Annotated in this window: 27 protein-coding genes; 23 read left to right on the top strand and 4 right to left on the bottom strand. The window is 46.1% G+C overall.

From position 1 onward, the window contains the following. Positions 1–179 precede the first annotated feature (179 nt). A complete protein-coding gene (gene serA, locus L693_RS0125305; protein ID WP_025721012.1) occupies positions 180–1,775 on the bottom strand; it encodes a phosphoglycerate dehydrogenase in 1,596 nt (531 codons plus the stop codon). Positions 1,776–1,793: 18 nt separating this feature from the next. Next, the gene (locus L693_RS0125300; RefSeq protein ID WP_025721010.1) at positions 1,794–2,018 is read right to left on the bottom strand and encodes a hypothetical protein; all 225 of its coding nucleotides are present in this window, start codon (positions 2,016–2,018) and stop codon (positions 1,794–1,796) included. A gap of 469 nt (positions 2,019–2,487) precedes the next feature. On the opposite strand from L693_RS0125300, the gene L693_RS0125295 reads away from it, so the two are divergent. Together L693_RS0125295 and L693_RS0125290 are read left to right on the top strand one after the other, a co-directional pair. Then, on the top strand, positions 2,488–3,075 hold the full coding sequence (locus tag L693_RS0125295) for a type II CAAX endopeptidase family protein (protein ID WP_025721008.1): 588 nt from the start codon (positions 2,488–2,490) through the stop codon (positions 3,073–3,075). Continuing rightward, positions 3,072–3,413 carry a hypothetical protein gene (locus L693_RS0125290; protein WP_025721006.1) on the top strand — a complete coding sequence of 114 codons (342 nt, stop codon included), beginning with the start codon at positions 3,072–3,074 and terminating at the stop codon, positions 3,411–3,413. Before L693_RS0125295 ends, L693_RS0125290 begins: the two co-directional genes overlap by 4 nt. 107 nt (positions 3,414–3,520) lie before the next feature. Here L693_RS0125290 and L693_RS0125285 read toward each other — a convergent pair whose 3' ends face one another. Beyond that, positions 3,521–4,420 carry a polysaccharide deacetylase family protein gene (locus L693_RS0125285; RefSeq protein ID WP_025721004.1) on the bottom strand — a complete coding sequence of 300 codons (900 nt, stop codon included), beginning with the start codon at positions 4,418–4,420 and terminating at the stop codon, positions 3,521–3,523. Between the two features lie 93 nt (positions 4,421–4,513). On the opposite strand from L693_RS0125285, the gene L693_RS0125280 reads away from it, so the two are divergent. From L693_RS0125280 to L693_RS0125170, 20 genes are all read left to right on the top strand, one after another. Then, entirely contained in the window at positions 4,514–4,882 is a 369-nt protein-coding gene (locus L693_RS0125280; protein ID WP_025721002.1) for a hypothetical protein, read from the top strand. Between the two features lie 198 nt (positions 4,883–5,080). Further along, the gene (locus tag L693_RS0125275; protein WP_025721001.1) at positions 5,081–5,695 is read left to right on the top strand and encodes a genetic competence negative regulator; all 615 of its coding nucleotides are present in this window, start codon (positions 5,081–5,083) and stop codon (positions 5,693–5,695) included. 85 nt (positions 5,696–5,780) lie between these two features. After that, positions 5,781–6,476, top strand: a complete 696-nt coding sequence (gene prsW, locus L693_RS0125270) for a glutamic-type intramembrane protease PrsW (protein ID WP_025720999.1) — start codon at positions 5,781–5,783, stop codon at positions 6,474–6,476. Positions 6,477–6,739: 263 nt separating this feature from the next. Beyond that, the gene (ypeB, locus tag L693_RS0125265) at positions 6,740–8,125 is read left to right on the top strand and encodes a germination protein YpeB (RefSeq protein ID WP_025720997.1); all 1,386 of its coding nucleotides are present in this window, start codon (positions 6,740–6,742) and stop codon (positions 8,123–8,125) included. 171 nt (positions 8,126–8,296) lie between these two features. Then, on the top strand, positions 8,297–8,956 hold the full coding sequence (locus L693_RS0125260) for a flagellar brake protein (RefSeq protein WP_025720995.1): 660 nt from the start codon (positions 8,297–8,299) through the stop codon (positions 8,954–8,956). 129 nt (positions 8,957–9,085) lie between these two features. After that, positions 9,086–9,793 (top strand): (d)CMP kinase, encoded by a 708-nt coding sequence (gene cmk, locus L693_RS0125255; protein WP_025720993.1) that lies wholly within the window; start codon positions 9,086–9,088, stop codon positions 9,791–9,793. Continuing rightward, entirely contained in the window at positions 9,790–10,383 is a 594-nt protein-coding gene (locus L693_RS0125250) for a lysophospholipid acyltransferase family protein (protein ID WP_025720991.1), read from the top strand. Before cmk ends, L693_RS0125250 begins: the two co-directional genes overlap by 4 nt. Before the next feature lie 120 nt (positions 10,384–10,503). After that, complete coding sequence (gene rpsA / locus L693_RS0125245) at positions 10,504–11,730, top strand: 30S ribosomal protein S1 (RefSeq protein ID WP_025720989.1); 1,227 nt, start codon at positions 10,504–10,506, stop codon at positions 11,728–11,730. A 145-nt stretch (positions 11,731–11,875) separates the two neighbouring features. Next, positions 11,876–13,198, top strand: coding sequence for a ribosome biogenesis GTPase Der (der, locus tag L693_RS0125240; protein WP_025720987.1), 1,323 nt, complete (start codon positions 11,876–11,878; stop codon positions 13,196–13,198). An 11-nt stretch (positions 13,199–13,209) separates the two neighbouring features. Beyond that, entirely contained in the window at positions 13,210–13,818 is a 609-nt protein-coding gene (gene plsY / locus L693_RS0125235) for a glycerol-3-phosphate 1-O-acyltransferase PlsY (protein ID WP_025720985.1), read from the top strand. After that, positions 13,811–14,851 carry an NAD(P)H-dependent glycerol-3-phosphate dehydrogenase gene (locus tag L693_RS0125230; protein WP_025720983.1) on the top strand — a complete coding sequence of 347 codons (1,041 nt, stop codon included), beginning with the start codon at positions 13,811–13,813 and terminating at the stop codon, positions 14,849–14,851. The genes plsY and L693_RS0125230 overlap by 8 nt, the downstream gene beginning before the upstream one ends. Before the next feature lie 173 nt (positions 14,852–15,024). Further along, complete coding sequence (locus L693_RS0125225; RefSeq protein WP_025720982.1) at positions 15,025–15,300, top strand: stage VI sporulation protein F; 276 nt, start codon at positions 15,025–15,027, stop codon at positions 15,298–15,300. Positions 15,301–15,477: 177 nt separating this feature from the next. Next, a complete protein-coding gene (locus tag L693_RS0125220) occupies positions 15,478–16,128 on the top strand; it encodes a hypothetical protein (RefSeq protein ID WP_025720980.1) in 651 nt (216 codons plus the stop codon). Between the two features lie 43 nt (positions 16,129–16,171). After that, complete coding sequence (locus tag L693_RS0125215) at positions 16,172–16,522, top strand: 2Fe-2S iron-sulfur cluster-binding protein (RefSeq protein ID WP_025720978.1); 351 nt, start codon at positions 16,172–16,174, stop codon at positions 16,520–16,522. Positions 16,523–16,557: 35 nt separating this feature from the next. Further along, positions 16,558–17,133, top strand: a complete 576-nt coding sequence (locus L693_RS0125210) for a histidine phosphatase family protein (protein WP_025720976.1) — start codon at positions 16,558–16,560, stop codon at positions 17,131–17,133. 492 nt (positions 17,134–17,625) lie between these two features. After that, positions 17,626–19,104, top strand: a complete 1,479-nt coding sequence (spoIVA, locus tag L693_RS0125195) for a stage IV sporulation protein A (protein WP_025720972.1) — start codon at positions 17,626–17,628, stop codon at positions 19,102–19,104. Positions 19,105–19,797: 693 nt separating this feature from the next. Then, positions 19,798–20,913: a sugar ABC transporter substrate-binding protein gene (locus L693_RS0125185; RefSeq protein ID WP_025720968.1), complete on the top strand. Its 1,116-nt coding sequence runs from the start codon at positions 19,798–19,800 to the stop codon at positions 20,911–20,913. A 73-nt stretch (positions 20,914–20,986) separates the two neighbouring features. Beyond that, positions 20,987–22,504, top strand: a complete 1,518-nt coding sequence (locus L693_RS0125180) for a sugar ABC transporter ATP-binding protein (RefSeq protein WP_025720966.1) — start codon at positions 20,987–20,989, stop codon at positions 22,502–22,504. After that, complete coding sequence (locus L693_RS0125175; protein ID WP_025720965.1) at positions 22,501–23,487, top strand: ABC transporter permease; 987 nt, start codon at positions 22,501–22,503, stop codon at positions 23,485–23,487. Before L693_RS0125180 ends, L693_RS0125175 begins: the two co-directional genes overlap by 4 nt. Positions 23,488–23,735: 248 nt before the next feature. After that, a complete protein-coding gene (locus L693_RS0125170) occupies positions 23,736–24,008 on the top strand; it encodes an HU family DNA-binding protein (protein WP_013310732.1) in 273 nt (90 codons plus the stop codon). Between the two features lie 86 nt (positions 24,009–24,094). Here the strand turns inward: L693_RS0125170 and L693_RS30835 are convergent, their stop codons facing one another. After that, positions 24,095–24,268, bottom strand: a complete 174-nt coding sequence (locus tag L693_RS30835; protein WP_197030061.1) for a hypothetical protein — start codon at positions 24,266–24,268, stop codon at positions 24,095–24,097. 157 nt (positions 24,269–24,425) lie between these two features. Between L693_RS30835 and mtrB the strand changes: the two genes are divergently transcribed. Next, positions 24,426–24,656, top strand: coding sequence for a trp RNA-binding attenuation protein MtrB (mtrB, locus tag L693_RS0125155; protein WP_025682247.1), 231 nt, complete (start codon positions 24,426–24,428; stop codon positions 24,654–24,656). Positions 24,657–24,795: the final 139 nt, after the last annotated feature.

Genomic DNA, 24,795 nt, shown 5'->3' with positions numbered 1-24,795 from the left:
AGTTCGAAAGCATCCTCGGAAGAGGGTGCTTTTTGTTGAAAAATCAACATTTATCTTGTTCAACGTGGAACATCAGCATCAAGATAGATGTTGACACTGGTATAGGAAAAAGACGCCTGAGTATCCAGGCGCCTCGCTTTTAAGGAGAAAGTAAAATGGACTTTCTCTAGCATTTTCTATTAATAACCCAGCACTACTTCTTGAGCGGTATTCAGCTCCGGCAGTCCAACCAGTTGAACGAGCACATCTTTTGGCACAGCTTTGTCAACCGTGAGAATCATGATGGCTTCGCCACCAACAATTTTACGTCCTACTTGCATGGAGGCGATATTGACGCCATTTTCACCAAGCAGGGTGCCGACACGGCCGATAATGCCTGGTTTATCATTGTGGGAAATGAGCAGGAAATGAGCCTCCGGTGCCACATCTACTGGGAATTGGTTCAACCGGACAATCCGCTCGCCATACCCTGCCAGCAGGGTACCAGCTACGCGTTGCTCTTCGCCGCTTTGTGTTTTAAGCGTAACAGTGATCAGGTTCGTAAAGCCTTTGGTGGCCGGAGCCTGGGATACGACAAGATGGATGTCACGTGTTTTGGCAAGATGGACAGAGTTTACAATGTTCACATCACTGCCCAGGTGACGACTAAGTACGCCTTTCAAAATATAACGAGTCAGCGGCTGTGTATCTACAGTGGACAAATCGCCAGCGTAATCCACCTGGATTTCACTTACAGCCTGATTCGTCACCTGAGCAGCAAAGCTGCCCAGCTTCTCGCCAAGTGAGAAATATGGCTGCAATTGCGTCATCACATTGGATGGTACTGGAGGCATATTGACCGCATTTTTAAACGGCTCATCACGCAAGATATGCAGCACCTGCTCGGATACGTCGATAGCTACGTTCTCTTGAGCTTCGACTGTGGATGCGCCCAGATGCGGTGTAACGATAATTTTCGGATGGCTCAGGAAAGGATGGTCCTGTGCCGGCGGCTCCGACTCGAATACGTCAAAGGCTGCACCGGCAACAATTCCTTCATCAATGGCCTCAACAAGAGCCATCTCATCAATAACACCGCCACGGGCACAGTTAATGATACGCATTCCCTTTTTCATCACTTCAAACTGCGGGCGTGCAATCATATGCTTTGTTTCCGGTGTTAAAGGGGTGTGTACGGTCATGAAATCTGCGTTGTGAATGATTTCGTTCACACTGGCGAGCTTAATGCCCAGCTTCTCGGCACGTTCTTCTGTCAGAAACGGATCATAGCCGAGGATGTTCATGCCAAATGCTTTGGCGCGTTTGGCTACTTCACTGCCGATGCGTCCCATACCGAGGACACCAAGCGTTTTGTTGCGCAGCTCGACACCGAGAAATGTTTTACGATCCCATGTACCGCCGATAGTTTTGGCATACGCCTGTGGAATATGACGGGCCAGAGCCATCATCATGGCAAAAGTATGCTCACAGGTCGTAATTGTGTTGCCGTCAGGAGCGTTAATAACGATAATTCCGCGTTGTGTTGCCGCCTCAAGGTCGATGTTGTCCACACCGACACCAGCGCGTCCGACAACCTTGAGGTTTTTACCTGCGGCCATGATGCGTTCAGTTACCCGGGTTTGGCTGCGGACGAGCAGTGCGTCATAATCACCAATAATTTGAACCAATTCATCCTCGCTGAGACCTGTGTTCTTGTCCACCGTGACATCGTCTGCATCCATCAGCTGCTGAATGCCTAGGTCACTGATCGGATCGGATACTAACACTTTAAACATTTGGTTTCCTCCTCAAAGTTAACTTCTTTTATGGACAGGATGTACTTCAAACTGAAATACATTCCATAAAGAACATGAAAAAACTTGAAATGCTTCTAAAAAGTACAGGAGAGTCGCGGTAAACACTTGTGTGATAACGCATTGACGCAGAAAAGGGATAAAATAGCATTGCGTACCAAGCTGACGGACAAGGGCTGATGAACAGAAGCCTTGAACAAAGCCGCTTTTGCGGTTTTCAGGCATCAAAAAAACTCCCAAATCACATACTATCTCCATAGTAAGGGACGAGAGTTATCGTGGTACCACCCTAATTCGCAGCCATTTCGCAACGGACTGCCTTCAGCGGTCATAAAATGACCGAAAGGATAACGGTTTTCTGCCGATTGCATCTAATGCCGGGAAATAAATTTCCTAGCCTCGGTGCAATAACTCAGGAGCGCTAAAGAACATTACTCCGCCATCGGCTTCCACCCAAGCACCGATTCTCTGAGGACGAAATCAACATCTTTTCTCCATCATGGTTGTTGTCGTTAATAATTTTTTCATAATGTATCACGGCTTACACAGCCATGTCAATAGGAGATACGACATGTGCGGATAGCTGACTAGATAATAGCTATAGCATGCGGAATAATTAGATTTAGGTCTTCTTGAATCCGCCCGACTTTTTGGCTATGATGCTAAAGAAGACTATGCAGAGGACTAACTAAACATGAAAAAGCTCAAAGTGAAATGGAAAAGAGCGCAAATTCACGAGTTGAATGACCGCTTGCTGCTTTACAATTTGTATCTAACCCAGGGGCTTACCCTGCTGGTCGGTGCAATCTGGATTATTTTTCAGAAAAGAAATGTGTTGAATTTGTTTGCATTGCCAAACAGCTTACATGTTCTATGGTGGGGCCTGGGATTGGCTGCCGCTATGCTTCTAGTGGATCTGGTGTTATCCCGAATTATGCCTGAGGATGCCATGGATGACGGCGGTATTAACCAATTACTGTTTCAAAATCGTCCGATTTGGCATATTATTTGTATAGCTGCCGTCGTTTCGATCTGTGAGGAACTTTTGTTCAGAGGTGCAATTCAGTATAGTTTTGGCCCTTATTGGACAAGTATTTTGTTTGCGGTCATCCATATCCGATATTTGCGGCATTGGATTCCAACCGGCTGGGTGTTCCTTAGCAGTTACGGTTTGGGCTATATCTACGTACTGACTGGCAGCCTGTGGGCGCCGATCATTTGTCATTTTGTGATTGACCTTATATCTGGTTTAGCGTTACGGTTTCGGAGGTATGAAGAATGAATCAGGAGCTCAGCAGAGTGCAGACCTATGGTAGTCGTCGAAAGGGTCGCAAAGGCAAGGAGGAGGACAGGCCCGGATCAAAACCAGTCCGTTCCCGTGCCTCACGGCCCGTGCCTGAATTGAGCCACGTTGCCGCTGCACCAGAAATTGCTGTGATGATGGAGGATGACACTCCTGTTAGTGACTACCGTACGCGGGCAGAAATGTTTCCATCCCGACGTCTCCGGGTAAGCAAGTGGTTTTTGAATTTTTTGAGCACACTTTTTGTACTCATTACAGCAGCACTACTATGGTGGGGCATCAAGGGTGCACCACCTATCAGTAAATTGCTCTGGTGATAAAAGGGTGTATGAAAAAGGTCTTCACCTCCGCACAAGGTTATGCGGGGATGAAGGCCTTTTTCACAATCATCTTTCGTTGATTATAGAACATGAACACAAGCTTCTTAGTTGGCAGGAAGCTCAATGTATTGTGGATCAACAAACTGGTAGCCCTTTTGCTCAAGGCGGGTCAAAAGGTCATCGAGCGCCTCGGCTGTCCATGGGAGCTCATGCATCAGAATATTGCTGCCTGGATGTAGCTGCTCCGTTACATTTTTGAGAATTGCATCCGTTTTATTAGGCTGATTTTTCTTCATAGTCCAGTCCAGTGAACCAACGGACCAGGTCATATACAGAAGTCCGTTTTCCTTGGCAACCTTGCGGCCTACGTCCCCGCCTGCACCATGAGGAGGGCGGAAAAACACCGGTGCTTGACCCGTTGTATCCTTGACAATTTTTTGTACAGTTTCAATCTGTTTTTTTACCTCAGCCTCCGATTTGTTCTTTAGCACGATGTGATCCCAGCTATGGTTGCCGATGGGCTGTCCACGGTCATGGATAAGCTTGAGCAACTCAGGATGTTCCTTCACACGGTAACCATTTACGAAGAAAATAGCCTTGGCCTTGTGCTTGTCGAGTGTATCAATGATTTTATTAATCATTGACGCTTCCTTGGGACCATCGTCAAAGGTAAGCAAGATCACCTTTTTTTCGGCTCCTTTTTGGTTGGGAACCACATTATATGCCTTGTCCAAATGATATGTTTTATCGGTGGCAGACAACGTAGCTGACTCTCCTGTTTTGCTGCTGTCAACGACGGGCTTGTTTAGTTGTGCCGTTGCTTTACCTGCTGAGTTATGATCATCACGGTTCGTTTGATTACGATTGCTTGTCTCGGAAGAAACGGTTTTCTGTTCTTTGGTGCTGGTACTTGTGTCAGACGCTGCCGATTCTGGCTTGTTCGCCGTACAAGCACTAAGCAGCAGACATGCAGTCAATAAAATGGCTGCTGTTTTTGTGCCCATTAATTCATCTCACCTTCCTGTATTTATGCCGTATGAGTTTGTCTTTCCTGACGAACACTAAGCTCGATTCTACCACAAAGGGAGGTTCTAATTGTGAAAACATCTTCATTTTTCCTGGGAATCGTTTTGGGCGCTGTCGCAAGCACTCTGATCTCCCGTAACCGCAACATGTTGGGCTTATCCATGGACATGGATGGGAAAAAAGGTGGCAATTTGGTGCAGAAAGCCCGCACCAAAATGATGGACGCTGCGTTTCCTGGTATGGGCGATATTAAGTTGAATAAACAAGACACCCATAAGGATCATGATCATCGTTCCAAAACAGATAATAACGTTCATACGCTCCAAAACAAAGAAGAAAATATGAAGTTGATTAAAGACTTTATTAGCAGCAGTCCTGATGTTAAACGTGAGGTTGAGCAAATACTCAAGGAAACTCATACAGCCGTACCGGGATTATAACCCCGGAACCTCTATCTCGAATCATTTTGCGGCTTTTTTGTGAAAGCCGTTCAAATGATTCTTTTTTTTCTCATTTTTATTTCGTGCATTTACGATTATAAAATGATAACATGATTACATAGAACCATTTTCATCACAGGCATCATAATTGCATCATAATCTGTTAATAACACTCGGCTGCCAGGAGGAGGGTCCAGTATGAAAATAGAAAGATTAAGTCAGGACAAGATACGGATTTTCCTTACCTTTGACGATTTGAGCGAACGCGGTATTCAAAAAGACGACATGTGGCAAGAAATTCCAAGGGTTCATGAGCTGTTTACCGAAATGATGGATCAGGCATACAGCGAGCTGGGCTTCGATGCCACGGGACCGTTAGCTGTCGAAGTCTTTGCGCTTCCTGCTCAGGGAATGGTTGTTATCGTCACTCGGGGTAAATACGATCATCAACAGTATGGTTCTGGTCCTGATGAGGAGCTTCCAGAGGAAGTCTACGAAATGGAAGTCACGCTCGAACACAGTGATTCCATCGTTTATGCGTTTAGTGATTTCGAAGTACTCATAGAAGCGGCTCACATGCTCCGCAGCAACACTACGGAAGCAGGTAAGCTGTATCATTATAGAGGAAAATGGATTCTACATTTGGAGCCGGAAGAGGTAGAGGAGTCCAAGCTTGCGGCCTTGATCGCGGTTCTTGCCGAATTCGGGGAAGGCTCATCGGTAACACCAGCAATGCTGGAGGAGTACGGCAAGCTAATCATTCCTGAACAGGCCGTTGCAGTCATCTGCACTCATTTTGACAGCCGTTCTTAATGGGGCTATAGAAAGTGATATTGAGGTAAATTTGTCGGCTCTGCGCTGAATGCAGGGCCGACTCATTTTTATGGAGGGATGATCGGTGCTTCTGTTTTCGGTTTTAGCGGCAGCCACAGCGCCGGGTCTCGCCTTATTGATGTATTTTTACTTGAAGGACAGATATGATTCGGAGCCATTGCACATGGTTGTAAAAGTGTTTCTACTCGGCTTTTTGGTGGTACTTCCTGTCATGATTCTCCAACGCGGGCTGCTGCTCTGGCTAGGTGATAACACATTAATCCAGGTGTTCGGCATTTCGGCCGGTGTGGAAGAGTTTTTTAAATGGTTTTTGTTGTATCACGTTATATATAATCATACTGAGTTCGATGAGCCTTATGACGGCATTTTGTATGCTACTGCGGTCTCGCTCGGATTTGCAACGGTTGAAAATCTATTGTATGCCTGGGCGGGGCACGCTTCTGTGAGTATGATGTTAATGAGATCACTGCTGCCGGTGTCCGGTCATGCGATGTTTGGAGTAGTGATGGGCTATTACATGGGCAAAGCCAAGTTCTCAGAAGAGTGGAGGAGCAAATACATGCTGCTTCTGTCATTGGTGCTTCCATGGTTTTGGCACGGAGTATATGATCTGATTTTAACGAAATTCAAACATGACTGGGTTTGGTTTATCATACCTCTAATGGCATTTTTGTGGTATGGAGGCATGGCAAAAATCACTCGAGCTAACAACCGTTCTCCTTTTAGATTATTGAAGCGGGAAGAAAAGGTTAATATGTAACAAAAAGGGACACACTGATCTGACAAACCTGTTAGTGAAAGGGGTGTCTTTTTTGCGTATAAAAGTGAGAATTCATTGTAAAAGATGCGGGGAACGCTTTGTGCTTAGAGGACGCATGGAGCAAGGGCAAATTCAGACCGGCTTTAAGCGTTGTATATGCGATCATTGCGAGTTTATTGTTGAACTCATGGAAAACCATGCATAAGAGAGCTTTCTTCTTGTCACACTATCGGTAGTGTAATTGAAGAAAGGAGACTTCCAATATGTATAAGCGACTTAGTTCGGTATTGTTCCCGATTGTTGCCCTGCTCATGATAGGAGCATTTGTGTGGGGTTATCGGGAGAGCCAGATGAGAAAACAGGTATCTCTTCAGGCAAAAAGTATGTCGATTAAAGCGGAAAATCAATATCAGCGTGCGTTTCATGATTTGTCGTTTCATATGGATCAATTGCATTCCCAATTGGGTAACGCAGTTGCTGTCCATAATACTTCACACGCGATGCATCGCAAATGTTTGATGAATGTGTGGAGGATTACAAGTGAGGCCCAAAGTGAGGTTAACCAGCTGCCTCTCAATGTAATGCCATTTAACCATGCCAAGGATTTGCTGTCACATTTATCTACATTTTCGTATCAGACTGCCGTGCGTGACCTGGATCACGAGCCTTTAACGAAGAAAGAATTATCCAATCTGAAAACGTTATATAACAATTCCAGAGAAATTTCGAAAAGCATGCACGAAGTTCGAGCAAAGGCCTTGAGTAAAAACTTGCGATGGACTGATGTAGAGCAAGCCCCAGGCGCACAAACCGGTCCAAAGGATAACACGATTATTGATGGCTTCAAAACCGTGGACAAAAAGGTGGAGGGCTACAAGGAGCTGGATTGGGGACCTTCCGTGGCCACCATTTATGCCAAGCGTTCTGTGAAAAAATTGAATCTCCCGGTCGTGAGTGCCGAGCAAATTAAACGGAATGCTGCCGAGTTTACAGGCAAACCGGAAAGCCAGATTCGTGTACAAGAAAACGGTAAAGGAACTGAATGGGCGTCTTATACGGCTACCCTGCTTAACAAGCAGAAAGCTGTGGCCACCATGGATTTTACGAAAAAGGGCGGTAAGCTCATTTCCTATCACGATATGAGAGAAGTAGGTCCCAAAAAAGTCACCCGCAATGAGGCGATTCGGCATGCAAGTGAATTTCTTGCACAAAAGGGCTACAAAGGAATGAAGCCGGTTGCTTATGATGAAAGAACAAATTTAGCCGCCATCACATATGCAAGCGTGCAAGGGGACGTGATTATCTATCCGGAAAAAATCACAGTTAGATCGGGCCTGGATAACGGAACAGTGACTGGGCTTCAAGCGAGCGACTATGTGCATGAGCACAATCCTCTCCGACGTATCCCGAAGGCCAAACTGGATTTGAAGGCTGCACGAGCGAAGTTAAATCCCGAGTTTCATGAGACCTACCACCGTAAAGCATTGATAAAAAATGAACTGTCGAAAGAAGTTCTGTGCTATGAATTCGGCGGTAAAATCAATGGCTCCGTTTATCGGATATACATTAATGCAGATACAGGAATGGAAGAAACGATTGAGCAAGTGAAAGACTCGGATGAGCCTCAAGCCAAAGCAAAAAATGCATAACGCTGAAGGTACAGAGGATATAAATCCTTAACCGCTCTAAACCTCCTTGAATTAAGGAGGTTTTTTGCGCTTTAGTCATGGTTTTAACAAATAAAATTCTTAAAATAGGAATAAAGTCGTGGTATTATAGACCTTAATTAGAGCGTTTAATGGACAAGGACGGTGAATGGTTTGTTTCCTAAAATTAATGATGTGTTATACATACAAGTGGCTGGTAACGATCACAAGGATGAACTTTTTGAATTCAAATCGCGTATTGCGGAAGAGGACTCACAGAATTTTCTGATTGAAATCCCCATGTCACAAACGAGTGGGCACTTGAAAAAGCTGTTTTTGGGGGAAGAGTTATCCATATTTTTTATGAGTGAGGGCGGAATTAAAAACTATTTTAACACGCATGTCACGGGCTTTAAAGAGGATGTGCTGCGGATGGTTCGCATTCAAAAGCCGGAACCGGACAGCATCAGCAAAATTCAGCGTCGAAACTATCTCCGGGTTAAGGCCAACCTGGAAATTGCGGTAAAGTACGGTGTAAACGAATCAAGGTTTGTAGCAGAGACGCACGATGTAGGAGGCGGGGGCGTTTCTTTTCAGACACAGGAAGCGCAGCAGCTAGAAGAAGGAGAATCCTTGTCCTGTTGGATTTTGGTTCCGTATAAAAACGGCACGCTGGAGCATGTTTCATTCCAGTCTGAAGTTGTACGCATTCAGGAAACGGAAAATGGCCGCAGGCTCATCATGTTGAAATATGAGAAAATTGCTGACCAGGAACGCCAAAAACTGATTAAATATTGCTTCGAGAAACAGCTGGAATTTCGGGAAAGAGCGTAATCCACCAAGCGTCTTCTTTTTCAGTAAACCTGCCGTTCATTTTGCATCGTCTATAAATGTGTGGTATAATTTTCACGTCGCAGGCAATGCCTGCTTTTTTCTTGAGGTTAGGTTAGGAGGAATTCCCCGTTGGCAAGGCAGCATGTATCTTTAAACAATAAAATAAATGTAGCTATTGATGGACCTGCTGGTGCAGGGAAAAGTACAGTGGCCCGCTTGGTGGCGAAAGCACTTTCTTATGTATATGTGGACACCGGAGCCATGTACCGGGCAGCAACTTGGTACATGATGTGCAAGGAAATTCCGGCGGAAAATGTAGAAAAAGTGCTTCAACATGTACCTGAGCTGGTGATTGAATTAGTACCGGACCCCGCAGGCCAAAAGGTTTATTGTAACGGGGAAGATGTAACCACAATAATCCGCTCTATGGAAGTGACCAGCAAGGTATCACAGTTTTCGAGTATTGCGGGTTTACGCACACGTTTGACTGAAAACCAGCGTGAAATGGCTGCGCGTAAGGGCGTCGTTATGGACGGGCGGGACATTGGAACAACTGTGCTTCCCGATGCGGAAGTTAAGATATTCATGACCGCAAGTGTTCAGGAACGTGCTTCTCGGCGTTTTAAAGAATTGAACGGAGCTGATGATATCACTCTGGAGCAGCTCGAACGTGACATTGCCGCACGTGACAAGTTTGACGAGGAAAGGGATGTATCCCCACTTCGTTGCAGTGAGGACGCCATCGTGCTGGATACGACCCATTTGGGCATTCAGGATGTCGTGGATACGATCGTATCTTATTGCATGGAGAAGAAGGATGGGGAGATCAGCCAATGATATATACGATATGCGCCAGTATTTTGCGTCTCATTTACCGCATTTTGTTTAGACTCGAGGCGGTAGGCAGGGATAATGTCCCTGCTGAAGGCGGAGTATTGTTGTGCTCTAATCATATTAGTAATCTTGACCCTCCTACAGTTGGTATTTTGCTGAAGCGAAAGGTTCACTTTATGGCAAAAGCCGAGCTGTTTAATATTCCCGTGCTGGGTCCACTGATCGATAAGCTGGGAGCTTTTCCAGTCAAACGTGGTGGTGTGAGTAAGGAATCCATCAAGCTGGCATTGAACATTTTGCGTGACGGCAAGGTGATGGGGATCTTCCCCGAAGGCTCCAGGGGAGCTGGAGGAATTGGAAAAAAGGGTGCTGCCAGCTTTGCGCTGCGCAGTGGAGCGGCTGCCGTTCCAGTCGCCATTGTTGGTGATTACAAGCTTTTCCGTAAAACGAAAGTGATATACGGCAAACCAGTCAATTTGGATGCTTACCAAAAGGGTGCCGATATCGAGGGAGACCCGCTTGAATTGGCGACAGAAGCAATTATGTCACGTATCCGTACGATGAAGGAAACAGGCAAGCCTACGAATAACTGAAAGGCTTGCATGAATTATGTCTAAGCTCGGAAAACTAGGACAAAAGTTTAATTGATGTTTTGAACTCTGCCATGCGCAGGTTTAAATAAATGGTTTTTTTGAATTGAGGAGGGTATTGACATGTCGGAAGAAATTAAAAATCAAGAAGCTGCTGAAGCGGCAAATCAAGACGAGCTCGATCAAATCGTCTCCGTGAAAAAAGGTGATACCGTTAAGGGTACGATCGTGAAATTGGAAGATAACCAAGCGGTAGTAAGCATTGGATATAAATACGATGGAGTTATTCCAATTCGCGAGTTGTCTTCTGGTCTGGATAACGCAGAAGAAGCAGTACAAGTAGGCCAAGAAGTCGAAGCTAGAATCATTAGCATTGATGATGCCAAAGAAAAGCTTGTTCTGTCCAAACGTGCAATCGACAGTGAAAATGCTTGGGAAAAGCTGGAGCAGTTGTTCGAAAGCAAAGAAGTGTTTGAAGTCGTAGTAAACGACGTCGTTAAAGGCGGCATCGTGGTAGACGTGGGTGTTCGTGGATTCATTCCTGCATCCATGGTAGAACGTCATTTCGTTGAAGATTTCAGCGATTACAAAGGCCGCACATTGCGTGTTGTTGTAAAAGAGCTGGATCGCGAAAACAACAAAGTGATTCTTTCTCAAAAAGACGTTCTGGAAGCAGAATTTGAAGCCAACAAGCAAAAAGTAATGGCTGAGCTGAAAGAAGGACAAGAAATCGTAGGTACGGTTCAACGTCTCACTCAGTTTGGTGCTTTTGTAGACGTAGGTGGCGTGGACGGTTTGGTTCACGTATCTGAAATCGCTTGGACTCATGTTGATAAGCCTTCTGATGCTGTTTCTGAAGGAGATCAAGTAAAAGTAAAAGTGCTGAAGGTAGACCCTGAAAAAGGAAAAATCAGCCTGAGCATGAAAGCTGCACAGCCTGGTCCTTGGGAATCCGCTGCTGGACAATTTAACAACAATGATATCGTAACTGGTGTTGTAAAACGTCTGGTTAACTTCGGTGCATTCGTTGAAATCGCTCCTGGCGTAGAAGGTTTGGTTCATATTTCCCAAATTTCCCACAAACACATCGGAACTCCGCAAGAGGTTCTGGAAGAAGGACAAGAAGTGAAAGTTAAAATTCTTGAAATGAATCCTTCTGAGAAACGTGTTAGCCTGAGCATCAAAGAAACTGAAGAAGCTCCTGAAGTGGCTCCAAAAGCAGAAAGAGCACCACGTGCAGCTCGTGCGCCTCGTGAGGAACTGAACAATCCTAACGTATCGCTCAACAATTCCGGTCTGAGCATTACGCTTGGCGAACGTTTTGGTGATAAGCTGAACAAATTTAAATGAGTTTGAATCAATACACTTTATAATAAGCATAACGTACACCATCGGCGGACCCAGAGGGTTCGCCGATTGTTGTTACGTGACCATATCGCCAATAAGAATGTTTTTTGCTATGATGATAGCTGAGAATGACAGGAGGAGTGAATTTATGGCAAGGCCCGTTGTGGCTATCGTTGGTCGCCCGAATGTGGGAAAGTCCACTATTTTTAATCGGATTATCGGGGATCGTTTGTCTATCGTGGAAGATAAACCTGGAATCACCCGTGATCGGATATACGGTATATCGGAATGGAATGGTAAATCCTTCAGTATTATTGATACCGGCGGGATTGAAATTGATGGTGAGGATATCATTTTGAAATCCATCCGTATGCAAGCCGAACTCGCAATAGAAGAAGCAGATGTTATCGTATTCATGAGCGATGCGAAAGCAGGAATTACGCAATCGGATGAAGAGGTAGCCCAAATGCTGTATCGTTCGGGTAAACCGATCATTGTAGCGGTAAACAAAGTGGACAACCTCAATCGTGCCGATCTGATTTATGAGTTTTACTCTTATGGATTTGGAGATCCTATCCCTGTTTCCGGTAGCCACGGTACAGGTATAGGTGATCTGTTAGATGCAATTACGTCCAATTTGCCTGAGCTTGAAGAAGAGCACTATGATGAGGACGTGATTCGTGTCGCTTTGATCGGTCGCCCGAACGTAGGTAAATCTTCACTCGTTAACGCCATTCTGGGAGAAGAACGGGTTATTGTTAGTGATATTGCAGGCACGACACGTGATGCGATTGATACGCCTTTTGAAAAAGACGGCCAGAAATATGTACTGATTGATACGGCTGGAATGCGCAAACGCGGAAAAGTATATGAAACGACAGAAAAATATAGTGTTATGCGTGCCATGCGCGCTATCGAGCGTGCAGATGTTGTGCTGGTCGTAATTAATGGCGAGGAAGGTATTATTGAGCAGGATAAGCACATTGCCGGCTATGCTTATGAGGCGGGTAAAGCATCGCTGTTTGTTGTTAACAAATGGGATGTCGTGGATAAAGACGATAAAACGATGCATCAGTTCGAAACAAAAATCCGCGATCATTTCCTGTTCATGACGTATGCTCCGATTGTGTTCTTGTCTGCCAAAACGAAACAGCGCTTGCAAAAGCTGCTTCCTGTTGTACAGCATGTAGCGCAGCAGCATGTCATGCGAATTCAGACGCATTTGCTGAATGATGTCATTTCCGATGCAGTGGCGATCAATCCTCCACCAACAGATAAAGGACGCCGTCTGCGCATTAACTATGTGACCCAGGTTGCTGTCAAGCCGCCTACAATGGTTGTATTTGTTAATGATCCGGAAATCATGCACTTCTCTTACGAGCGTTATCTGGAGAACAAAATTCGCGCCGCCTTCAATTTCGAGGGGACTCCAATTCGTATCTTTACACGGCGCAAGTCTGACGAAAGTTAGGAGCGAATAGGTTGATTTTACAGATCGTTGCTATACTACTCAGTTACCTGCTTGGCTCTGTCAGCTTTAGTTTGCTGTATGGAAAATTAAAAGGAATCGACATTCGCCAGCATGGAAGCGGCAATGCCGGTGCGACGAATACGCTGCGCGTGCTGGGAAAGGGCCCAGCTATTCTGGTACTGCTGCTGGATGTACTTAAAGGGGTTATGGCGGTGCTGTTGGGGCACTGGCTGGGTGGAGAATCTTCCTGGCTACCGGGTTTGTGCGGCATCGCAGCGATTGCGGGCCATAACTGGCCGGTATATTTTCACTTTCGCGGAGGAAAAGGTATTGCTACCGCTATCGGTGTATTAGCATCGCTGACCTTGCTTCCCGCTTTATATGCCGGGATCATTGCGATTCTTGCTATTGTGATCACACGCTATGTGTCCCTTGGATCACTGATTTTTGTCATTCTGACCCCCTGGATTTTGCTTGTACTTGGATATGAATGGCCATTCTTTTGGACAGCTTTAGTCATTTGCTTGTTTGCTGTGTGGAGACACCGTACCAATATCGTCAAGCTGGTCCGGGGAAATGAAAATAAGCTTGGCTCCAAAGGAGGAGATCGTCTTGTCTGAGAAAATAGCTGTGCTGGTCGCGGGTAGCTGGGGAACAGCCCTGGCTTCCGTTCTTGCGGCCAATAACAACGATGTCTCTGTCTGGACGAGAAATGAGCAGCAAGCAGCTGAAATCAATGAAAAGCATACGAATGAGCAATATTTGCCCGGCTCCATTTTGTCGGATCGAATTACAGCTACAACCGATATGGAGACTGCCGTATCTGGTGCAAAAGCTGTTATTATCGTATCTCCTTCGTCTGCAGCTCGCCAGGTAACACGTAGTCTAAAGGACCACTTTACCAAGGATATGCTGGTGGTACACGCCATTAAAGGCTTTGAAACCGAAACGCTCAAGCGTATGTCCACGGTGATCTCGGAAGAGCTGGAAATCGCGGAGGGTGATATTGCCGTGCTGTCTGGTCCGAGTCATGCGGAGGAAGTGGTGCGAAAATGCCCGACAACGGTCGTTGTAGCTTCCTCCAATGAGAAGGCAGCACAGGCAGCACAGGAGCTGTTCATGAACTCCTATTTTCGGGTATATACAAACCGTGATTTGCTTGGCGTAGAGCTGTCCGGGGCGTTAAAAAATATAATCGCTCTAGGCGCGGGAATGTCAGACGGACTTGGCTTCGGTGATAATGCCAAAGCGGCATTATTGACCCGTGGGTTAGCTGAGATTACCCGTGCCGGGGTTGAGATGGGCGCTAATCCTTTGACCTTTGCTGGCCTGGCTGGCATTGGTGACCTTGTTGTCACTGCAACGAGCCGTCACAGCCGCAACTGGCGCGCAGGTTCGTTATTGGGACAGGGTCAACAGCTTGAGGCTGTGCTGGAATCCATGGGCATGGTGGTAGAGGGCATTCGTACAACAAAAGCGGCATACGCTATCTCACAAAAGCTGGGCGTTCAGATGCCTATTACAGAAGTACTGTATGGGGTGCTGTTCGAAGGACGTGACGTCCGCAAAGCGGTCGAGGCCCTGATGGGTCGTGACCCTAAAACCGAGATGGAAGTCATGCCGCTGCAAACTTGGGAGCAATGGCATTCATAAAGACCGGATGATCCCAAAAGTAATGTATAGTAAAGGCTGTCTCGTAAGTAGATTTTTCTACGAATGAGATAGCCTTTTTTAGTTAGGCATTAGGCATGTCTTTTGTAAGCTTAATCACCTTTTATCTCCACCATTCATAGACTGAGTTGAGCAATGGCGGAGGAGGGGAGATTGTGAATAAAAACTTTCCGAAAGAAGCGTTGAAGGCCATTAACAAAAAAGGCGGCAAAAACATATCCGAGAATGCAGTAAAAAAGCTGGCAGGCACGGTGAAGGCGGACACGCTTCAAAATGAAGCACAGCTGCGTCAGCTTATAAGGCAGGTATCTGCAATGGCCAACATTCCGGTGTCGGAAGATACAGTAAGGGATATTGTCAGTGCCGTCAAAAAGAGCGGAATGAATTCTTCCAACATGGAAGCGTTAATGAAAATGATGATGAAAAAATAAAAAAGATTGGCCGCAAATGGCCAGGTTTTACCGTGAATCGGGCAGGTTCGCGGTTTTTTTTATATATGCAGCAGCTTTTGCCCTCTTTTTCACTACACAAAATATCGAACTACCATGCTGAACATGATATAATGATGCCCAATAGGAAACGGGTTGAAAGACAGTAAGGAGGAAACAATGTTGAAGGAGGCTATATCATCGGCGCTATTAAACAGGCTGCCTCACGATTTGACAGCTGCGCTGAGTCACTTGGCTGATCGTTGGTCAACAGTGTCTGTTCCGTGGATGCTGGGAGGAAGCTGTTCACTACTGGTGCAGGGAGTTGAGCTGGATCGCCTGCCTCGGGACATTGATATTTATGCGGATATTCAGGCAGCAAAGAAGCTTCATGCTCACCCCCCGGGTGTAAATATAGATCGACAGCAGGTTGACCGCAGCGGCTCGTACGTTTCATTGCTAAGCCATTATGAGCTGGAGGGATATCCAGTTGAACTGGTGGGGGGATTCGAAGTACTCTGTGGCGGAGCCTTATACCGCTTGGAGGTTGAGCGGCTCCTTTGGTCGGCGGGAATCCAGCTTAATTTGGGGCGTGCTTCACTACATCTGATGCCACTCAGTCACGAGTTGCTGTTTAATCTGTTGCGAAATCGCCCTGACCGATATAGAGCGATTGCAGAGGTCATGAAGCGTGATCCACAGCGTCATCTCGTGATACTCAAGCAACTGCTGATCAGTAACATTTGGGCAGAGGAGCAGTTGGACAGGCTGATGGAGCTTTTGCCTTGGCCGGAGTTGCATTCCATCATTCGGATGGGGCATGTTAAATAGCTTCGTGTGTGTTAAGAGGAAAGACAAAGGGAGGATCGTTTTTATGAATGTGCAGATTACGTTCAAGCCGTCAGGCAGGCGTGTACAGGTCGGTCAGGGTACAACGTTGCTCCAGGCTGCCCGTAAAGCAGGTGTACATATTCCCACTCGCTGTGACGGGAAAGCGGCCTGCCTCATGTGTAAGGTACATATATCACCGGAATGGGCTGCATTCGCAGGTCGTCCCAATGATGCAGAGCAGCGTAAGCTGGGACCTTTACTGGAAGAAGGCATACGATTGTCCTGTCAGGCTCGCGCTCAAGGTGATGTAGAGGTTACGATACCGGAGGATAAACTTAAGGCTGCTGTCAGGCGGCAACTTGAGCGCCAAGCGATGGATGACGAACTGTGGTAATGTCAAATAAAAAATTTTTTTCTTTGGGGGCTATGATGAAAACTTATATTTACATGGTAAGGCATGGTGAATCACCAAAGACAGAAGGGAATGAAAGAACAAGAGGGCTTACAGATAAAGGAAAAGTGGATACGAATCGAATAACTGAGCTATTGAAAACTGAGGGGATCGAAATTTTCGTATCAAGTCCATATCAACGAGCAATCCTAACTATTCGGGAGTTAGCACAATGTTCAGGAAAAGAAATTTTAATTTATGAAGATCTTAAAGAAAGAAATTTTTCCGCAGATGATATCCGAATGCCTGATAGTGAATTAATGCCTTTACTAAATCGGTCATTTTCTGATCCAAACTTTACTTTGTCGGGTGGGGAGTCTAATGCGGATTGTCAGAATCGAGCCATAAAGATCCTAAAAGAATTATTAAAGACATATCAAGGACAGAAAATAGCAATTGGCACACATGGAGCCGTAATGACTCTAATGATGGGGTATTACGATAGTCAGTACGATTTGAATTTTCTGCTACATACATCTAAGCCGGATATCTATAAAATGGAATTTAATGGTCAAGAATTAGTAGAAGTTAAAAGATTATGGAGCTTCAATTAACAACAATTTTAAACTAGCGAAAACGATAGTAAATACCGAACATAAGCCCATCAATTTACGGCGGGTTATACTTTGGTGGAAAATAAACAACAAGGGATGTTATCCGACGACTATAAAACGGTCAGTCAGGAGAACGTCCTTTTTTATATGAAGTCTGGCGCCGAAGTCATGGGGGAGCCCCTCTACGCATATATTAGATGAGTGGACCCAAACGTAAAATATTGTTTTGCAGTGATGGCTGTGACCTACTCTATTTTTTCAAAAAAATGAACATATTTTACGGAGGGGATACATATGATGGTATCAGTCCAAATGCATGTACGAGTTTACGCCGTTTCGCCGATTCCATCAGTCTCCTGAATCTCGGCGGCGGACGACTTCCGGGCATTTTAAAGGCTGTTCTGCCGCATCTGGGATCAAGCAGTTGGTTGAACACGAAGCGGATGCTCTTTAAGCATTTTTCCTTCGGAGACTTTTGAGGAGGGGATTTCATTGGAGAAAGTGGACATTTTTAAAGACATTGCCGAACGCACCGGAGGAGATATTTATCTTGGGGTCGTTGGGGCTGTACGAACAGGAAAATCAACGTTTATCAAGCGGTTTATGGAGACGATTGTTCTGCCTAACATTACAAGTGAGGCGGATCGTGCCCGCGCCGTAGATGAGCTGCCGCAAAGTGCAGCAGGCAAGACGATCATGACGACGGAGCCTAAATTCGTACCGAATAATGCCGTCCAGATCAAAGTAACGGAAGGACTGGATGTGAATGTACGTCTGGTCGACTGTGTAGGATACGCAGTAGAAGGAGCGAAGGGTTACGAGGATGAAAATGGTCCTAGGATGATCTCTACACCATGGTTCGAAGAGCCGATTCCATTTCAGGAAGCGGCGGAAATTGGTACACGGAAAGTTATTCAGGAGCATTCGACGCTTGGTGTTGTGGTCACGACAGACGGCACGATTGCTGAAATTCCACGCAGCTCTTACGTGGAATCAGAGGAACGTGTCATTGAGGAGTTAAAGGAAGTAGGCAAGCCATTCGTGCTCGTCATTAACTCCACGCATCCACGCAGTGATGAAACACTCCAGCTTCGCAGTGAGTTGGCTGCCAAGTATGATATTCCGGTCATGACACTCAGCGCAGCGACGATGACGGAAGATGATGTTACAGGCGTGCTTCGTGAAGTATTGTATGAATTTCCAGTGCATGAGGTGAACGTAAATCTGCCGAGCTGGGTTATGGTACTGAACGAAGATCACTGGCTGCGTAGCAATTATGAAAATTCCGTCCGCGATACGGTTAAAGATATCCGACGCCTGCGTGATGTAGATCGGGTGGTCGGCCAGTTTATGGAATATGAGTTCATCGACAGAGCCGGTTTGAGCGGGATGAATATGGGGCAGGGTGTAGCTGAAATTGACTTGTATGCGCCGGATGAGCTGTACGATCAGATTTTGGTTGAGGTTGTAGGGGTGGAGATTCGTGGCAAAGACCATTTGCTGCAAATGATGCAGGATTTTGCCCATGCCAAACGGGAATATGATCGCTTCGCTGAGGCGCTGGAAATGGTCAAGACAACGGGATACGGCATAGCCGCACCGTCGCTGGCCGAGATGGCACTAGATGAACCGCAGTTGATTCGTCAGGGTACGAGGTTTGGGGTGCGCCTCAAGGCGACAGCCCCTTCCATCCACATGATCCGTGTCGATGTAGAATCGGAATTTGCTCCGATTATCGGGACTGAGAAGCAAAGTGAAGAGCTTGTGCGCTATCTGATGCAGGACTTTGAAAATGATCCGATCAAAATTTGGGAGTCAGACATTTTCGGACGTTCGCTGCATTCCATTGTTCGTGAAGGGATTCAGGGCAAGATTGCCATGATGCCGGACAATGCACGCTACAAGCTGCAGGAAACGCTGGGTCGTATCATTAATGAAGGCTCCGGTGGTCTCATTGCTATTATTCTTTAAGCGTAATCCAATGAAAAAGTGCAAGTAAATAAAGTATTAGACTAACTCACAAAACGAAACAGCGGCAGCTACGGACGAGAAATAAAGTCCTAGGCTGCCGCTGTTTTATTGAGCGTACATTTCTCGTTAACGGAATGTAGTTTCTATTGCAACGATACACTTGTAATTAAATCTGCAATAAACGATTTTTTTCTGGAGCGATCATGCAGCGATTTGACTGACTATTGATTGACAGCGTAGTTCTGACACTCGACAGGCCACCCCAAGTATTCAAATACTTTGTGTGCAGAATCGTCAACCGGCAAGAATGCTTCAACTCTAGGAAATATGCGCTTGCATACAGAAAGATGAATTTGTTTGTAGCGAATAGGAAAATCGAAGCTAAAAATGACAAGGAGATCTGTATCTCCGGGATAGCCTTTAAGCAGCAACCGTTCCCTGGTATTCAATCAGGAAACGGTTGTTTAATTTTTTCTGTTTTGAATTGGGGGAAGAAGGGCCCTAAACAAGCCGGCTAATACTTTATTTTGTCGGAATCTAAGTTATTTTTCTTATAAAATTGTCGTATTTTGTCGTATAAACTCGGAAAATATTTTTATATTAACAAAACCTATTTACATACTTGGTTTAACGCGATATATTAAGTATCAAATTTGAATCATTCTGTGGATTGAACGAGGGGGGAATGAAATCATGAATATCCGAAAAGAGCTCCAAAGAAACAAAAGGCTAGGGCTGGGGGCCATCATGCTGCTGGTGCTGGTTCTGCTGGTCACTGCATGTGGCGGGCCGAAAACAGAGAGCGGCGCTCAAGGGACAAGCACTGCGGGATCGAATACAGCAGAGGGAAAAACGGGTAGTTCAAATCTAAAAGGTAAACGTGTTGCGCTGATCATGGAGTTTAACACAGGCACATTTTCCCAGCAGTATGTTCAAGGTGTGGAAGAGGAAGTTAAGAAATTTGGTGGAACGCTGACTAAGTTTGTAGCAGATAACGATAAGGCTAAAATGGCCTCCTTGCTTGATAGCGCAATTAACCAGCAGTTTGATGTGATTTTAACCGATCATGGTGATGCGTTGCTGGAGACAGGACTGAAAAAAGCAATTTCCCGCAATATTCCGGTTATCGTGTTCGATGCTGACGTCAACGTTCCGGGCGCGGTAGTGCTCTCGCAGGATGATCAAAGCATGGCTGAGCTGACGCTGGAGCAAATGAAAAAGGATATTGGCGGCAAAGGCAACATCGTAAAAGTATGGGTTGCCGGATTTGCACCGATGGAACGTCGTCAGGTTGCTTACGATGCATTTTTGAAATCTAATCCGGATATAAAAGAAATTGCGACTTTTGGTTCTGCGCAGAATCCTGCTTTGGATACACAAGCGAAGATGGAGGCTGTGTTGAAGCAATATCCTAAGGGCGAAATTACAGCTGTCTGGGCCGCCTGGGATGAATTCGCCAAGGGTGCAGCCCGTGCTATCCAACAAGCGGGACGTACGGAAATTAAAGTCTATGGTATTGATATGAGCGACGAGGACTTGCAAATGATTCAGGACCCGAAAAACCCTTGGGTGGCTTCGGCGGCCGTTGACCCAACAGATATCGGGCGCGTACAAGTGCGCTATGCATATCAGAAGCTGCATGGGGATAACCCGGAGGAGAAGGTGGTATTGAAGGCTGTTTATGTGCAACGCGAAGCACTGCCAGATAAGCAAATTTCCACATCCGAGCTGTCTCAATATGTGAAGGGATGGGGCCAAAGCGAGCAAGGCTATAAGGATTGGATGAAGGAATATGAAACATCCAAATAAAATGTACGCATCATGCACAGGCGCGCTTCGGCGCGCTTTTATCATAAGCAAGCCGAGGGGGTTACTATGAGTAATGAGTTCACAAGCATATACACTGGAGATGAGGAAAATCAGCAAGCGGTTTGCTGGTGTGGACGCCCTGCGAGCCGTGGATTTTACAGTACATGGCGGCGAAATTCATGCGCTGTTGGGTGCTAACGGGGCAGGCAAAAGCACGTTGATGAAAATTTTGTCCGGCGCATATCGTTCGGATCAGGGAGCCATCGTAGCCGGTGGCGAGGAACTGAGCATTAGCTCACCGTGGGAGGCCAAAAGAGCCGGAATTCACTGTATATATCAGGAGGTCGATTCGGCGCTTGTACCTCAGTTAAGCGTCGGTGAGAACATTATTTTAGACGATTTGTCAGCACCTGAAGGACGATGGTGGGCCATGCCGGGTTCTATGCGCAGACGAGCTCGTGAGGCCTTGGTACGGCTGGGGGCTGATATTGATGTAAGGCAATATGTGTCTGAATTAACGTTGGCAGAGAAGCAGCTTGTACTTATCGCACGTATTTTGACACAGCAAGCGAAGACGATCATTTTTGATGAGCCTACAGCGCCGCTCAGCGAGGAAGAAACGCGGCGTTTGTTCCGTACGATCCATACCCTCAAGGACGAGGGGGTTGCATGCATCCTTATCACACATCGGCTGCCGGAGGTCATCGAGCATAGTGACCGTGTTACGGTGATGCGTGACGGTGAGCGTGTGTTCACGGGTCCTGCCTCTGATTTAAGTGTAGGCGACATTGTTACGTATATGCTTGGGAAAACATTTGAAGAGGAGTTTCCGAAAGCAGAGGTTCCTATTGGGGAAGCGATTTTGGAAGCGAGAGGGCTGCGCAAGGGTTTACGAGTTCACGGCGTTGATTTGCAGGTCAGACGTGGAGAAATATTGTCTATTGTGGGATTGGTTGGTGCAGGCAAGACGGAACTGTCACGGCTTCTTACAGGGGCAGACAAGCCCGATCAGGGTGAACTGGTCTTTAAAGGCCGCTCCATTCGTTTGAGAGAGCCTGCGGATGCGGTCGTGCAAGGGATTGTGTCTATACCCGAGGAACGGCGGAAGCAGGGGGTACTAATAGAGGAGAACGTTGAACGAAACCTTAGTCTCCCGCTCTTGGGCCAGCTGAGTGTTCTTGGTTTCATCAGTCGACCCAAAGAACGTGCTAACGGTAATAAGGTCGTCGCATCTCTTGGCATTAAGACACCATCTCTGCGTCAAAATGTTAAATATTTGAGCGGCGGGAATCAGCAAAAGGTAGCAATTGGGAAATGGCTGCATTCCGGAGCGGATGTGTTTGTTTTTGACGAGCCGACCAAAGGTGTGGATATCGGGGCAAAAAGTGATATTTTCCGTATCATTGGTGAATTGGCGGCACAAGGAAAAGCGATCATTTATCTCACCTGTGAATTTGCTGAAGGGATCGGCATTGGGGATCGGATTGCAGTGATGTATGATGGCAAAATAATTAAGGAATTTGCACGGGGCGAAGTGGAACAGGAGCAACTTCTGTTATATGCCAGCGGCGGTGAAGAGGTGCATTCATGAAGGAAAAATGGTTAAACGTCTCATTTCGTTACGGGGCTATCGTTGTAATTATTGGTGTGCTGGCCTTTTTTTCAGCCACATTACCTTATTTCTGGACGTACGATAACTTAATGGACATTCTTGGTTCGATTGCTATCGTAACTTTTGTCGCAATTGGTGTGACGTTGTCACTGATCGTGGACGGTTTTGACCTGTCGGTTGGAGCTACGGTATCTTTGACGACAGTAGTTTCAGCTTCGTTGATGGTTTGGTATGAACAGCCTGTTGCGGTGGTCATCATCGTATCTTTGGCTGTCGGAGCTTTGGTTGGATTATTAAATTCATTGCTGATCATCAAACTACGTATTCCTGATTTGCTGGCAACCCTCGCAATCATGTATATTGTAAGTGGGATTCATAAAACATACGCACAAGGCTACACCATTTACAATCATATGCAGTTTCCTGATGGCAGCAAGGCGTCAGGAGAGATATCTCCTGCATTTCTTCTGTTGGGACAAGGTAAATGGCTGGGTATCCCGATTTCAGTTATTTTGCTGCTGCTGGCCGTAGCGGTGGTGCATACTTTCCTGACTTACACAAAGCATGGGCGTCAAATGTATGTTACTGGAGGCAATGAGGAAGCCGCTCGTTTGTCTGGCATACGGGTAAAAAAAGTCCGCACACTTGCTTACGTGGCTTCGGGCGTGTTTGCGGCGATAGCTGGTATATTGTATGCTTCCCGTGTAGGCTCTGGTCAAATTGACGCAGGCTCTCCATTACTTATGGAAGCCGTCGCTGCAGTTTTCGTTGGTTTTTCGGTCTTTGGAGCCGGTAAACCCAATGTCATCGGTACTTTTATTGGCGCGGTACTGATCGGGGTGCTGGTTAATGGATTGACGATGATGAATGTGCAATATTTCGTTCATGATATCGTCAAAGGCGTAGTGCTGGTGCTTGCGCTGGCTGTTACTTTTTACGTGTTAAACCGTCGCCGTACTTGAAATTGTCTGTGGACTGTATTACTATAAACTTTGTTCCACGCAAGAAGGGTGCCATATAACGCCAGTTTCGGCCTATATTGCGGAGGTTAGGTATATTCTATGTATATTTAACGACGAAACGGAAACAGATGATAACATTATGGAAGGCAGTATGCCGCCCGGGTTATTTTATACAGGCGACTTCGTATCGGGTCTACAGCACCGATAACCTTAATGCTGGACTACACTTAAATTAGGAGGTGAATATTTTGAATAAAACGGATTTGATCAATCAGGTTTCTGAAAGCACTGAGTTGTCCAAAAAGGACGTAACCAAAGCCATTGACGCTGTTTTTGAGGCGATCTCCGGAGCGCTGCAAAGCGGAGATAAGGTGCAACTGGTAGGTTTTGGTAACTTTGAGGTTCGTGAACGTTCCGCACGCAAAGGACGTAACCCGCAAACAGGAGAAGAAATCGAAATCCCTGCGAGCAAAATTCCGGCATTTAAACCGGGTAAAGCGCTCAAGGACGGAATCAAATAAGATTTCTTACATATTCCCATTGCGCTGGAAAGACCGTGAATTTGATTCACGGCCTTTTCTTTTTGTCCTGTTTGCTACGGGATAGATTACACTAGGGTAGAGGTACTTTGGACAGAAGAAGAGGAAGCTATTTTACCGTTCCGCGAGGCATAAGCGATCAGGATTAGCGGCTCACCTGTCAGCTCGGCAAATTCATGCTCCAGCTGCTGGAGTCGCTCGATTTGGGCAGGATTAAGCTTGGCGGGACGATAGTTTTTCATCTGATTTGGCTCCTTTCGTAAACATATAAGGTTGCACGGATAGTATGGCTCGCGACACGCTAATTGTTGCAGGTAAAGCCGGAAGCATGTGGTTGACAAAACAAGCTCAAATCTCCATCATAAAAAGTATAGCTTCGGCTCTCAGGGGGGAAAAGAAATGGAAGATAACGTGACGAGTAGCAGTGAGTACGTCGTAATAAAAGCAAAAAGCAACGGGTGTCAGGTTTTTGGTCTAACTAGAGGTCAAGATACACGCTTGCATCATTCAGAAAAGCTGGACAAGGGTGAGGTGCTAATCGTTCAGTTTACGGATCACACCTCTGCTATTAAAATTCGCGGTAAAGCCGTAGTTATGACCAAACACGGAGTTGTGGATACAGAGGATTAAAATGCAGGCATAGCCTGCTTTTTTTTGTTGTACAATGAGAGTGAGGACCTTTACCATAGCAAGCCCACATTATGGGGTAGGGGTCAGGGGAGGCTCGGATGAAACCTTGGATTGTACTCGCCAGCTCGATTCTCATAAC

It is taken from the genome of Paenibacillus sp. 1-18 (assembly GCF_000520755.1).
Taxonomy (GTDB): Bacteria; Bacillota; Bacilli; order Paenibacillales; family Paenibacillaceae; genus Paenibacillus; species Paenibacillus brasilensis.
The sequence above is the reverse complement of the archived record's forward strand: the minus strand, read 5'-3'. Positions and strand labels throughout refer to the sequence as shown.

Bases quoted from the DNA above. Each gene is read 5' to 3' on its own strand.
- serA (WP_025721012.1), bottom strand. From the start codon at position 1,775: ATGTTTAAAGTGTTAGTATCCGATCCGATCAGTGACCTAGGCATTCAG.
- L693_RS0125300 (WP_025721010.1), bottom strand. From the start codon at position 2,018: ATGCCTGAAAACCGCAAAAGCGGCTTTGTTCAAGGCTTCTGTTCATCA.
- L693_RS0125295 (WP_025721008.1), top strand. From the start codon at position 2,488: ATGAAAAAGCTCAAAGTGAAATGGAAAAGAGCGCAAATTCACGAGTTG.
- L693_RS0125290 (WP_025721006.1), top strand. From the start codon at position 3,072: ATGAATCAGGAGCTCAGCAGAGTGCAGACCTATGGTAGTCGTCGAAAG.
- L693_RS0125285 (WP_025721004.1), bottom strand. From the start codon at position 4,420: ATGGGCACAAAAACAGCAGCCATTTTATTGACTGCATGTCTGCTGCTT.
- L693_RS0125275 (WP_025721001.1), top strand. From the start codon at position 5,081: ATGAAAATAGAAAGATTAAGTCAGGACAAGATACGGATTTTCCTTACC.
- ypeB (WP_025720997.1), top strand. From the start codon at position 6,740: ATGTATAAGCGACTTAGTTCGGTATTGTTCCCGATTGTTGCCCTGCTC.
- L693_RS0125250 (WP_025720991.1), top strand. From the start codon at position 9,790: ATGATATATACGATATGCGCCAGTATTTTGCGTCTCATTTACCGCATT.
- rpsA (WP_025720989.1), top strand. From the start codon at position 10,504: ATGTCGGAAGAAATTAAAAATCAAGAAGCTGCTGAAGCGGCAAATCAA.
- der (WP_025720987.1), top strand. From the start codon at position 11,876: ATGGCAAGGCCCGTTGTGGCTATCGTTGGTCGCCCGAATGTGGGAAAG.
- L693_RS0125220 (WP_025720980.1), top strand. From the start codon at position 15,478: ATGTTGAAGGAGGCTATATCATCGGCGCTATTAAACAGGCTGCCTCAC.
- L693_RS0125215 (WP_025720978.1), top strand. From the start codon at position 16,172: ATGAATGTGCAGATTACGTTCAAGCCGTCAGGCAGGCGTGTACAGGTC.
- L693_RS0125210 (WP_025720976.1), top strand. From the start codon at position 16,558: ATGAAAACTTATATTTACATGGTAAGGCATGGTGAATCACCAAAGACA.
- L693_RS0125185 (WP_025720968.1), top strand. From the start codon at position 19,798: ATGAATATCCGAAAAGAGCTCCAAAGAAACAAAAGGCTAGGGCTGGGG.
- L693_RS0125180 (WP_025720966.1), top strand. From the start codon at position 20,987: ATGAGTTCACAAGCATATACACTGGAGATGAGGAAAATCAGCAAGCGG.
- L693_RS0125175 (WP_025720965.1), top strand. From the start codon at position 22,501: ATGAAGGAAAAATGGTTAAACGTCTCATTTCGTTACGGGGCTATCGTT.
- L693_RS30835 (WP_197030061.1), bottom strand. From the start codon at position 24,268: ATGAAAAACTATCGTCCCGCCAAGCTTAATCCTGCCCAAATCGAGCGA.
- mtrB (WP_025682247.1), top strand. From the start codon at position 24,426: ATGGAAGATAACGTGACGAGTAGCAGTGAGTACGTCGTAATAAAAGCA.